The organism is uncultured Dialister sp. (assembly GCF_900541605.1).
Lineage (GTDB): Bacteria > Bacillota > Negativicutes > Veillonellales > Dialisteraceae > Dialister.
On record NZ_UQKJ01000064.1, the window covers coordinates 1 to 10,925 of the forward strand.

A 10,925-nucleotide genomic window follows, 5' to 3' on the forward strand; every position below is an offset into this window, starting at 1 on the left:
TATAGCACATAGATGCATCGATTTAAAGTAAAGTAATTAATGTCGTTTACTATAGCAATCGTTTCGGCCGCTGTCAATTCTTTATTTATCTTATTTTTTCTGTCAGAACAGACTTGTTTCCCTGTCGATCCAGCTGGCCTGTCTGGCTTCAGTTATCGTATCTCCCATTTCTTCATGGCCTATGAGGAAGGGCGACAGGGGATCATGGGACTTCCTGTTTTCCAAAACTTTTTCTCTGTCATAATTCGCATAACAATAGCGGCAGAAATGGGCACAGGAATTATAGGCTCCTATGTCATGTCCAAGCAGGCATCTGCAACCCGGCCTGACTTCTTTAGCGGATGCAGGCACTATGAGTGGTATGCCTAATGCCTTTTCTATCCTTTTTGGGGAAAGGCAGCCGCCCATATCGGCTCCCAGGAAGCCAAGTCCCGGATCTTCGTGGCAGGCAGCCAGTTCCATTCCATTTCGTCCTGCTATAGATACCATTTCTTTAACGAGAAGGCGCTGCTGTTCATGGGATACGCGATGGACCTCCGGAAAATTCCGGATGGTCTTCGCATAAAGATCAATAAAGCTGAACACACATGTTTCTGTATAGCCTTTGAGGGAAGCAGCAATATAAGAAAATGCATCCAGCTGTTTTTCTGCCGTATAGGTCGAAGATAAAAATATGGGATCATATCTCCAGATAACCTTCCTTTTCCCCAACGAAGCAGACAGACTTCTGAAGGACCTGATGACATCGTTTACCGGCGGTACATTCGGTTCTATTTCCCTTCCATAAGGGGTAATGGTGACATGCCACACCTGCCGGAATGAATGAAGTTTCTTGAGGTATGGCAACATGGGAGCCGGATTTTTCGTGCAGAAGCAAATAGCATCTACGATATCCGGATTCAACCGGTAACGGGTCACCTGGTGAGGATTAAAAGGATTCCTCACCAGTACAAACCCCTCTTCTATACGATTGATAAACCATTTGGCATAAAAAGCGGGAATATCGGTCCGCTGTCCTGTATTGATTATCACGGTCAGGTTCCTTAACAGAAGTTGTACAATATATGTATCAGAATACAGTTCATGGTCACAGGAAAGGGTGGAAAGCTTATGTTCAAACGTACGAAAAAGATGACTGCCTCTATTCTTTTGGGATTGGCAGCCGGATTCTCCGTTTGTCCTTACCCTGCCATGCCGCAGACGGAGGCTGCCGACATCGCCGGGATGATCGGGTCTCTCATATATGGTGCCCAGGTCTATAAACAGATGGATGAATATCTGGATACCGTCAACAATACGGAAGAAGGCAGGCAGAAATATTTTGAGGAGTTGAAGAAAAGCCAGGGGGTCTCCTATGATTCCTATTACAATGGCATGCTGGACGGCATTATGGCTAATCTTTCCGCCGGAATTGCCGCTTCCGCCCCATCTATCAAGCAGAAGCCATTCCTCTATTTCCTGAACCCAAGTACCGAATTCAATGCGGCCTGCGGTCTGGGGCATGTGATGACCGTAAATATCGGGCTTTTTAAAATTTCTGACAATACCGATGAAGTGGCTTTTGTACTGGGCCATGAAATGGGCCATGGTATGAAAAATCACGCTGTCAGCGGCACTAAGAAAAAGCTGCGTACCATCATTGGCGGCAGCGTTGCCGCTAGTGCCATGGGAGGCGGCGCCTTAGCCAATCTCACCATGTCCGCCCTGGTGGGACAGATCAACAATGTGCAGATAGGCAAGAAGCAGGAATGGGAAGCGGATAACCTGGCTTTTGATTACTGCTACCAGGCGGGATACAACCCCGGTGCCGGTGCTGCCCTCTGGCAGCGGGTGGAAGAAAAGCAGGGAGAATTCAAGAACAGCCTGGTCGGTGAAATCTTTTCCCCCAACGATCACCCTACCAATAAAGAACGGCGAGAAAATTATGAAAAGAAACTGGTCAAACTGTCCGGTAATCACATTACTATAAAAAAAGATTCTGACATGGTCCAGGTCAATGGTAAGGATTTTGTCACTCCCGCTGCCGTTTCCGGTATGAGCAGTGCCGAGAGGAAATACTTCATCATGGGTAATCTGGCTGCTGCTTATAACCATGGCCAGAATGTAAAAGAAGCTTATGCCTCTGATGGTACGGTATATTTGGGAAACCAGTCCATCATGACCCCTACTGGATCAGATCCATCAGCAGAAGCTCTGGCCAGGAGGCTGAATGAAATCAAATAAAGAATGACTTCATGGAAGCACTGATGAAAGCTGACTCTGCAAATGAATCAGTGTTTCCATGGATACAACAGGGCTGTGGAAATTTCCCGCAGCCCTTTCTTTTTCTCCGCTTCCCGCTATTCGCCAAAGAGCAGAAAATTCCTGCACTCAAAGGCAAGTCAGGGCTCCGATGCCTCTATGATTTTCCGGGCTTCCTGAATCCACTTGTTTCGCAGCCGTTCCGGTGATAAAACTTTGACCCGGCTTCCCTGGCTCAGAAGCCACATCAGTATACCATCCCCCTGTATGCGATCGGTGATCAGGAAGCTGCCGTCCTCCAACTGTTTCTGATGGGCTGTTGGCAGACGGTCAAGAACCGCTTCCACACTGGGGCCGGTGTAAAGGAACTGAATCCGTTCCGGTTCACCACCGTACATGTACTGCACGCTATTCTTATAGGCTCCTACCCGGAGACGGCTGCTGTAGCTTACATCAAAACCGACTCCTGTGTCTTTAAGGTGAAACATGCGGTCCACCCGATATACTCTGGTCTCTTTTTCCCCGGACTGCCATTCCTTCTCCGGTACCCCGAGCATATAAAAGTAATATTCCGAAAAGAGCACGCCCTCCGGACATACCTTATGGGGTACGCTTTCATGGGATCCCTGTTTTTTATAGCCAAAAGAAAGGACATGATGGGTATGTACAGCCCTGGCAATGGTCCACAGGGCATGAATGTCCGGTTTCCTGTGTTTTGGGTTCAGATAGTCAAAAAGTTCACTTTTGATATACTCTTCGACTTCCTTTTTCCCCTTTCCAAGGACGGCAGACTGGCGAAGTCTCCCCAGCAGGGATTCCAGCTCTTTTTTGTGAAAAGCACGGCTGGCCAGGAGGATTTTCCCAATAGCGAAGAGTTCGCCTGGGGATATCATTTCATTTTCCAGGTCCCGGATCCGATAACTGCCATCAGTCCGGTCATAGTAAAGCTCCCGGCGGATACCATCCCTTTCTTCTTTCTTTTCCAGGTATTTCCTGATTTCCACTATATAGCGACTCGCTGTCCTGATATTAACGCCAAACATTTCTGTCATTTCCGTTCTATTGACAGAGCCGCCGCGGCCCAATATATCCCACAGAAAAAGGACTCTCTCCGCCTTTTTGTCATCCCTGTCTTTCTTTTCCTTTGCCATAGAGTTCCTGCCCTTCCATGAAAAAAGTATGAAATTCATTCATACCTGCGACCTGAAAGCCTGACTGCTGCCAGGCCCTCCCATTTATCTTTCATTATAGCAGAAATCCAGAAAGGGGCCGAAAAATCTATGATCCGGATATGCACCTGAATCCGCCACATGTATTCTCATTGAATTCTCTTAAATTGGAATATCGCATTGCGGGGGAGCTGATATTCTTACTGGGAATCGATGACTCACTATTTTTACGATAAATAACCGGTATCCGGAAACAGCCTCTAATTACACAGACTGATACACAATCTATGGTTTCCCCGCTTTTTTCGGATACCGGCCTATCATGAAAATAGTGAAATCCCAATTTTGAAAGAAACTGATTCCTTACAGGAACGGAGCTGCTCCGAAAGGTGGTACAGCATCCCTGTTTGCCCGATAAAGATTTCCTTTGCCATCGATTTCATCGTCCCCACTGCTTCCAAGGGGACAGGCAATGAATCCGGCATTCACTTCGGTAAAATACTTTTTCTGTCCATCCTGCCCTTCATAGGAACGGGTACTGTAGCGCCCCATCACAAAGACCCGGCTTCCTTTTTTCAAGTAGTTTCCTACGCTTTCTGCCATCCGTTCCCAGGCCACAATATTGACGAAGTCCACCAATGTTTTTTCTTCTCCCGCCGGAGTCCTGTACGTTCGATTAACGGCAACACTAAAGCGGGCCATGGCTTTTCCGGTACTGGTAGCACGAATGACAGGGTCCCGTGTGAGATTTCCAAGAATTTCTACCTGGTTCATCCTGCGCGCCCCCTTTCACATAGCCTGCCATGCACGTTCCCCATCAGGGGTTTTCGGCATAGCTGCCCGGGCATACAGGTCACAGCGATTAATAAAGTCTGGTTCCATGGATGCATTGTCCGGTACCCACAGTTTGAATTTTTTCTCTCCCATCATACGGGAAACAAGGCGCCAAAGATCCTGGTTCTTTACCGGGTTCCCGGCTTTTGTTTTCCATCCATTCTTATTCCACCGGCTCCACCAGCAGTAACGGACCCCACTGCTTACAAATTCCTCATCTGTCACAACCTTGACAGACTGCACTCCTTCAGCACAGGTAAGAATCTTCAGTGCTTCAATGAGTCCCATAAGGTACATACGGTTTACCGTGGTTCCCATCTGACCGCCGGAAATGGCGAGGACCGTCTTCTTCCCTTCATTCAGGATGACCGCCGCATAGGCTCCTGTTTTTTCTTCATTTCCCTCACATCATCCATGGATGCAGATAGTGGGAACACGGGGCATGCGATCCGCATAAGCTGCATCGAGCACTCTCACCGAAGCTTTCGGCATGGGGCGGCTGTTCTTACGCCGCTTCCCGTTCTCTTTTACCACTTTTTTCCTGCTGCAAAGGTATTCCGATTTCTGATTTCATTGTTTTCCATGATTGTTTCTCCTTTCGGGGGATAGTCCCCTTCCTGTCACATTCCAGGCTCTCCGAAAACTGCTGTTTTTCCAATCAATTCGAGGTTTACAGTCTGTCCCGGAAAACTTTCGTATCTCCATTTTCCTCAAGCAGCGGTAGTTTCCGGAAACCACCGCTTCCATCTCCTTGTCCGGGAGAACCTCCTTTCTATTTTCTCCCCTCACTATAAATATCGGCTTCAGAATTTTTTTATGTGGATGTTTTTAAAAGAAAAATTCTTTTATTTCTTCACCGTGAAAAAGGACAGTAGAAATAGACATAATTTCCATGTATCCAAGGCGTCGATGATCTATCCAGAACAGAATAGATATGACATATACTTCCGCAATACAAAAAAAGCTATGAAAAATGATTTCTCACTTTTCACAGCTTTTGACCTAATCATTAGTTTTTTACAGGGATTCCAGCTCTTTCATGATCCCCGCGGCCCATTGGGAATTAATCACCACATCTTCCTGGGAAAGTTCACGGATTTTTGGCCCCAGTACCTTATCTATCCTCCCATATAAAGATTCTTCAAAAGCATAAGCTGCTTTCACCGTTTCATTCTTGCTGAACCGAAAATAGCAGCTGCCATCCCCTCCCCGGTCAAAGAGAACCGTATCCACTTCTGCAGCCGGATATTTCTGCTTCAGAGAAATAAAAGCAAGGCCCTTCATAATTTCAATAATCCGATTATCCAACCCACAATCCAGTATCAGCAGCTTTTCCAGCAGGTCATTCCTGGATGTCACCACACGTCGTTTCCAGGTCCGGATAGATTCAAAGTCCCTGCCACCATTTCTTCTGGTCATACGGTAATAAGCAGCTTCATAAAACTCCCGGGAATTAGCATAATAAATGAGAGTATGCGTTCCTTCCTCCCTGTAGAGGAAGGAATAATCAAAGTGGGTATGCCACCCGCAATAGGGGCAGGAAACATAAAAGGCCTCTCCATTTCGCACTTTTTCTTTCATGTCCGGCCTTTTCCCCGTATCAATGACATCATACCGGATAAAGGGAAATGGTTTCCCACACTGGGGACAGGTGTACCGCTCTTCCATTACAGATCTCCCTTTTTAACGAAATGACAGTACTTCCTTCAAAGGCTTCCGCTCATTGGCCGCCGGAATCACTGCCGGATGGCCGATAGCAATAATGGCAGAAACGTCATAATCAGCGGGAAGATCCAAAATTTCCTTGATTTTTTCTTCATCGTACCGCCCCATAATCAGCGTCCCGAGCTCCAGTGCATTGGCAGCCAGGCAAAAATGGGCTGCCGCCACGCCAGCATCAAAAGACTGCCAGTGGGTTCCCTTGGATGTGGAAGCCCGACCATCAGGCTCATAGCCTGAAAGACCTTTGATGGCACACAAAATAACTAATGCTGGCGCTGCATGAATATTTTCTGTATTCCATGGAAATTTCTTTGTGCAGTCATCGGCAATCCGGTTCTTCAGCTCCCTGTTCAGCACTGCCACATATCGAATGGGCTGGGTATTTTCCCAGCATGATGCCATCTGGGAAATCTCTACCACATTTTCCACATCCTGCCGGGAAATCGATTCATCTGTATATTCCCTGATACTTCTTCTTGAAATCAGACACTGTATTGCATCCATTTTTTCCTCCTGAAGGACTGGTGCCCCCTTGCACCGGAATCAGATTCACCTCATTTTACCACGCTTTCTTATAAATCTCTCTCCTGCCAAAAATCAATTTTTATCGGGAAAGAAATCCTTCCCTTCCAGCTGGTATACGTCTTCTCTTCCTCTGTCTTCCGGTGAATACCGTATCTTCACAAAAATATCCGGTTTTCCTCCGTCATGGAGCCACAAGCCGATAGAAGCCAGGGTCTCATCCGACCGTGCTCCACTCCCTGTTCTCCATATACTGTCATCCGATCCATCATGCCGGTCCCGGGAAAAGACCATAAGATCATCAAGCACATAGGGCTTATGGTCTCTCCCAAGAAGTTCTGCTATCCTGGAGAGGCGGGTCATGCTTAAATGGCCGGCATGCCTGTTCAGTGAAGAAAAATCAGGCCAAAGATAATGGTTCGTATGAGCCAGGTACCATTTCTCACTTTTTCCACCTGATATTCTCCATGATCCTCTATTTCCACAGAGGCCATTTCCCCGGCATCGGCTATAACCAGAAATTTCGGTCCCCTGAAATACCGATTCATGGCCAGCGCTTCCTCAACAGTAGCACAGCTTCCAAGTATTTCCCGGATACTGCTTTTGTTGGGATGATCCATGGCCATCCGTTTCCTTTTGGGAACAGAACTGGCAACTGCAGAAAAAATAGCCGGCCCCACTTCATTAACGCCGCACTTCAGGGCCATCTTCTTTTCATTTCCTCCATAGAGGCCATAGAAGCGGTAACGGGGCTCCATTTCATATCGCATTTTCTGGTACTAGGGCCGCCAATCCCTGTTTTTGACAAGGATTGTTCCTCCTCCTTCCACTTCACTGCCATTGGCACCAAACAGGGTACAAGCCTCGGCCGATGAAAGGGGAAGGAAAGCCGCCATCACTACGGCCACTATCTTTTTGGACTTCCATAAAACCTCCTGCAGGATTTGACCGGAAAATTACATGACCGGATTGTCTTATCTGTATAATTATAAAAGTGAAAAATAAAAGGAGCGCTACTATGATACAAGACATTTCCCCCGCCATTTTGATAACCATTATGATTCCATAAAAAAGCCTGACAAAAACAGCAAGATCCTTTATTTCAGCGATGAGAACCCGCTTCTTTATCCGGGGATAGATCTCTTCCCCCGGCAGGAGGAGATTCCCGCCGGAGAAGTCACCTATCTGTTTACTATGGATAATACTGCCTACTTCCTGGCCAATGAAAATCTTTCCCATATACCTGCAGGAGCCCTATATTTCCCGGTAAAGAAACTTCGTTTTCATTCCCGCCTTGTTAAAAAGGATATTTTTACAGCTTGGACTGCAGATTGTCCGCCGGATGAGGAATAACCAGTTTTGCGGCTCCTGTAGGGGAAAGATAATTCCCTCTTCCTGGGGGCGCGCCCTATTCTGTCCCCATTGCGGACGAACCATATATCTGCGCCTGAATCCTGCTATTATTCCTGCAGTAACCTGGAACGATAAGCTGCTCCTGACCTGCTACGCAGACCACCATATTTCCTACTATGCACTCATCGTCGGATTTACAGAAATCGGCGAAACACTGGAAGGTACCGTCCGAAGAGAAGTGAAAGAGGAGACAGGACTTTCCGCAAAAGACATCCGCTATTATAAATTCTAGCCCTGGACCAGCGCCAGTAACATCCTTGCCGGATTCTTCTGTGAAGTGGATGAAAGTCCATGTATTAACAGAGGCCCGGTCGAACTATCAGAAGCATTCTGGGTCGAGAGAATGGAGATCATCCTCCCTCCGATGATTACTCACTAAGCAACGAAATGATGTGGATATTTAAAGAGGGTCCTATATAAGGAAACGCTGATTAAATGGGCTTTTTATAAGTGCTAATTATTCACAGCCATTTTCCAGCAGCTTTAGATAGAGTTTTTATGAATAACTTGAAGAAAATAAATAAAGTCACTACAAATTATTAGTAAGCTTCTAATAACAAACAGCATGTTAAATCGGTTGAAATTCTTGGCAATCCCTCGATATACTACCTTAGCATAACCAAAATATCTCTTAACTATCAAAAAAGGATGCTCTACTTTGCAACGGGTTGCGGACTTACGGTGTTCAATTTCTTTATCCCAGTTGATACCAGCAGAAAAGCCTATTTAATCAGCGTTTCCTTAGATATGTTTCGGCTCCAATTTTTACTAACATCTATCACATATACATAATTCATGATATAATTTGATTGTATCAGTATATCTTCATTACGTCCAAGTTAATATTCATTGATGTAAAAAGCAAATTACCCATTCCACTTTTTTAATACTCACATTTTCATTTTGATTTTTAGCTCTATTTTAATTTATGAAACTAGGTGATGACAAAGATGATTATATTTATAAGCGATTCTTTATTTTTGTTATATGTCGCTGCTTCTCTTATGATAATCATTACCATCTATAAATGTATCAAGGCTAAGAAACTAGAAACAAGAAATATAGTGGTTATACTAATAGGAATCGTATATTTATTGTTCTATTCGTATGAATCCCTACCGTCAGAAAGGGTCCAATATAATCACATGTCAATATCAGAAGTAGAGGGGTTATCAGAAAAAGAAATTGTAGAAAAAATACTAGTCCAAGAATTTAACTATTATAAATCCAAGGGATTATTCACCAAAAATCAAATTTTTGATTATAAAATTAATCGAATTAATGGCCCAATAAATGATGCCAGTAAGATAGACAACCACTATTATGATGTATCATATTCAGTAAAGACCATAGCCCCAGCTTGGATTGCAGGTAATGGGGAAAGTGAAGGCCTATGGGTAAATAACAAATCAGAATTCTATAATTTAATCAAAGATAATGACCAATATATTCTAAACCACATTGGTGGATTATAGCTATAATATGCACTAACTATTGGAAATCGAAATTAAATTAAGGAAACGCTGGTTAAATAGGCTTTTCTGCTGGTATCAACTATTCACAACCATTTTGGGTAGGATTTATAATAAACAATAAAAATAATTTTAATTAAAGCTGCACATGGTTCGAAGCTGATTATTCGGCTTTTTCCAGGCCTCGAACGCTTTTATAATGGACCCGTAGATTCGGACCAGTACTTGAAAAAATAAGCGCGCAAATGTGGCATAATGTAAACCAAAAGGAGGTCATCTATCATGTCACGTAACAAGTACAGCGCCGCATTCAAAAGTAAGGTTATTCTCGAGATCCTGAGAGGAGAGAGAGAATTCAATGCTATCTGTGCTGAATACAATCTCAGCCCCGGAATGGTCCGCAAATGGAGGCAGGAGTTCATTGAAAATGCTCCTCGAGTATTTGAAGCAAATCCTGGGTCTAAAAAGGATCAGAGAAAGGAGGGAGCCCTGAGGGAAAGCAACGATCGAATGGCCAAAAAGATCGGGCAGCTCACGATGGAACGTGATTTCCTTCAGGATTGCTTTCGCAAAGCTGGATACTCCGTTCCAAAAGCTCCGGGATATGATTCAGATGAACAGTAAGCCCCCGGATCCGGAGCATCAGGCATGGCTTGAGATGGTAATGCGACAAATAGATCGCATTCACCTTGAATATCCTTACATAGGGACCCGTAAGATGGTTATACTGCTGTGCCAGATGGGAATTACCATTACGAGAAAGACGGTGAGGCGGCTGGCAGCGATCATGGGGATTTGTGCAGTGTATCCCAAAGCAAATCTTTCTAAACGAAATTTCAAAGAGTCTATTGTGCCCTACCGCCTGAGGAACTATAAGGCATTTCTCCCAAACCAGGTCTGGTCTATAGACATCACCTATATTCCGATGCCTCATGGGCACATGTATCTCACGGCCATCATTGACTGGTATAGTCGGAAGATTCTTGAATACTACCTGTCAGATACGCTGGATAAAGAGACCGTGATTGCAGCAGTAAAAGAAGCTGTTGCCAGGTACGGAATTCCAGCTATCATTAACTCTGATCAAGGGAGTCAGTTTACAAGTAATGAGTATAAGAAACTATTAAAACAGCTGGGGATCACGCAGAGCATGGATGGTCGGCGGAGATGGGCCGACAATATCATGGTTGAGCGATGGTTCCGCAACCTGAAAAATGAATGCATCTATCTCAATGAATACCAAAGTCCCCGGGAACTGTTTCAGCTGATTGGAAAGTACGTCAAGGACTACAACACTATCCGTCCACATGAGGCTTTAGAATACCAAACCCCTGATAAGATGTATTACAGCTGCTTCCAGGCGGCTTAAGGCCTAGTGAGGGGCCTTAAGCCGCAGGTCCACCAGAGCAGAAATCGCCCCATTGAAGAATATTGTTAACCAATTCTGAAAGCGCGCAATAAATTTTTAAAAGTGGTCTTGACAACGGGCCCATTATACTTTTTCAACTGTTTCCATAAGTTCCATTAAGGTTGCAAAGAAACGATTGTGTGT

12 protein-coding genes and 2 pseudogenes are annotated in these 10,925 nt (G+C 45.0%); 5 read left to right on the top strand and 9 right to left on the bottom strand.

What is annotated here, in order from left to right; genetic code table 11:
• Window positions 1–102: 102 nt before the first annotated feature.
• Window positions 103–1,032, bottom strand: coding sequence for a DUF1848 domain-containing protein (locus QZR21_RS05715; protein WP_296099140.1), 930 nt, complete (start codon window positions 1,030–1,032; stop codon window positions 103–105).
• A gap of 78 nt (window positions 1,033–1,110) precedes the next feature.
• Here QZR21_RS05715 and QZR21_RS05720 point away from each other — a divergent pair, with 78 nt between their 5' ends.
• Window positions 1,111–2,223: a M48 family metallopeptidase gene (locus tag QZR21_RS05720; RefSeq protein ID WP_296099142.1), complete on the top strand. Its 1,113-nt coding sequence runs from the start codon at window positions 1,111–1,113 to the stop codon at window positions 2,221–2,223.
• Between the two features lie 158 nt (window positions 2,224–2,381).
• Here QZR21_RS05720 and QZR21_RS05725 read toward each other — a convergent pair whose 3' ends face one another.
• The 7 genes and pseudogenes from QZR21_RS05725 to QZR21_RS05755 form a co-directional block, all read right to left on the bottom strand.
• Window positions 2,382–3,392, bottom strand: coding sequence for a YafY family protein (locus QZR21_RS05725; protein ID WP_296974217.1), 1,011 nt, complete (start codon window positions 3,390–3,392; stop codon window positions 2,382–2,384).
• 381 nt (window positions 3,393–3,773) lie between these two features.
• Window positions 3,774–4,184 carry a single-stranded DNA-binding protein gene (gene ssb, locus QZR21_RS05730; protein WP_296099148.1) on the bottom strand — a complete coding sequence of 137 codons (411 nt, stop codon included), beginning with the start codon at window positions 4,182–4,184 and terminating at the stop codon, window positions 3,774–3,776.
• A 15-nt stretch (window positions 4,185–4,199) separates the two neighbouring features.
• A pseudogene (locus tag QZR21_RS05735) lies at window positions 4,200–4,640 on the bottom strand (RNase H family protein); the annotation flags it as partial.
• A gap of 621 nt (window positions 4,641–5,261) precedes the next feature.
• Window positions 5,262–5,912, bottom strand: coding sequence for a CpXC domain-containing protein (locus QZR21_RS05740; protein WP_296099152.1), 651 nt, complete (start codon window positions 5,910–5,912; stop codon window positions 5,262–5,264).
• A gap of 15 nt (window positions 5,913–5,927) precedes the next feature.
• On the bottom strand, window positions 5,928–6,470 hold the full coding sequence (locus tag QZR21_RS05745) for a nitroreductase family protein (protein ID WP_296099154.1): 543 nt from the start codon (window positions 6,468–6,470) through the stop codon (window positions 5,928–5,930).
• Between the two features lie 93 nt (window positions 6,471–6,563).
• Window positions 6,564–6,950, bottom strand: a complete 387-nt coding sequence (locus QZR21_RS05750) for a carcinine hydrolase/isopenicillin-N N-acyltransferase family protein (protein WP_307974294.1) — start codon at window positions 6,948–6,950, stop codon at window positions 6,564–6,566.
• A complete protein-coding gene (locus tag QZR21_RS05755) occupies window positions 6,875–7,246 on the bottom strand; it encodes a hypothetical protein (RefSeq protein ID WP_296974220.1) in 372 nt (123 codons plus the stop codon). The genes QZR21_RS05750 and QZR21_RS05755 overlap by 76 nt, the downstream gene beginning before the upstream one ends.
• Before the next feature lie 584 nt (window positions 7,247–7,830).
• Between QZR21_RS05755 and QZR21_RS09105 the strand changes: the two genes are divergently transcribed.
• On the top strand, window positions 7,831–8,133 hold the full coding sequence (locus tag QZR21_RS09105; RefSeq protein ID WP_363926460.1) for an NUDIX domain-containing protein: 303 nt from the start codon (window positions 7,831–7,833) through the stop codon (window positions 8,131–8,133).
• A 251-nt stretch (window positions 8,134–8,384) separates the two neighbouring features.
• On the opposite strand, the pseudogene QZR21_RS05760 reads toward QZR21_RS09105, so the two are convergent.
• Window positions 8,385–8,588, bottom strand: a pseudogene (locus tag QZR21_RS05760) (hypothetical protein); the annotation flags it as partial.
• Between the two features lie 254 nt (window positions 8,589–8,842).
• Between QZR21_RS05760 and QZR21_RS05765 the strand changes: the two are divergent.
• From QZR21_RS05765 to QZR21_RS05775, 3 genes are all read left to right on the top strand, one after another.
• Complete coding sequence (locus QZR21_RS05765; protein ID WP_296099163.1) at window positions 8,843–9,376, top strand: hypothetical protein; 534 nt, start codon at window positions 8,843–8,845, stop codon at window positions 9,374–9,376.
• A 279-nt stretch (window positions 9,377–9,655) separates the two neighbouring features.
• Window positions 9,656–9,997, top strand: coding sequence for a transposase (locus tag QZR21_RS05770; protein ID WP_296099166.1), 342 nt, complete (start codon window positions 9,656–9,658; stop codon window positions 9,995–9,997).
• Window positions 9,978–10,742: an IS3 family transposase gene (locus tag QZR21_RS05775; protein WP_296099168.1), complete on the top strand. Its 765-nt coding sequence runs from the start codon at window positions 9,978–9,980 to the stop codon at window positions 10,740–10,742. The genes QZR21_RS05770 and QZR21_RS05775 overlap by 20 nt, the downstream gene beginning before the upstream one ends.
• The last annotated feature ends 183 nt before the right edge of the window (window positions 10,743–10,925 follow it).

Excerpts from the sequence above, each read along its gene's own strand:
- QZR21_RS05755 (WP_296974220.1), bottom strand. The coding sequence starts at position 7,246 with ATGGAGCCCCGTTACCGCTTCTATGGCCTCTATGGAGGAAATGAAAAG.
- QZR21_RS09105 (WP_363926460.1), top strand. The coding sequence starts at position 7,831 with ATGAGGAATAACCAGTTTTGCGGCTCCTGTAGGGGAAAGATAATTCCC.
- QZR21_RS05765 (WP_296099163.1), top strand. The coding sequence starts at position 8,843 with ATGACAAAGATGATTATATTTATAAGCGATTCTTTATTTTTGTTATAT.
- QZR21_RS05745 (WP_296099154.1), bottom strand. The coding sequence starts at position 6,470 with ATGGATGCAATACAGTGTCTGATTTCAAGAAGAAGTATCAGGGAATAT.
- QZR21_RS05740 (WP_296099152.1), bottom strand. The coding sequence starts at position 5,912 with ATGGAAGAGCGGTACACCTGTCCCCAGTGTGGGAAACCATTTCCCTTT.
- QZR21_RS05775 (WP_296099168.1), top strand. The coding sequence starts at position 9,978 with ATGATTCAGATGAACAGTAAGCCCCCGGATCCGGAGCATCAGGCATGG.
- ssb (WP_296099148.1), bottom strand. The coding sequence starts at position 4,184 with ATGAACCAGGTAGAAATTCTTGGAAATCTCACACGGGACCCTGTCATT.
- QZR21_RS05720 (WP_296099142.1), top strand. The coding sequence starts at position 1,111 with ATGTTCAAACGTACGAAAAAGATGACTGCCTCTATTCTTTTGGGATTG.
- QZR21_RS05770 (WP_296099166.1), top strand. The coding sequence starts at position 9,656 with ATGTCACGTAACAAGTACAGCGCCGCATTCAAAAGTAAGGTTATTCTC.
- QZR21_RS05725 (WP_296974217.1), bottom strand. The coding sequence starts at position 3,392 with ATGGCAAAGGAAAAGAAAGACAGGGATGACAAAAAGGCGGAGAGAGTC.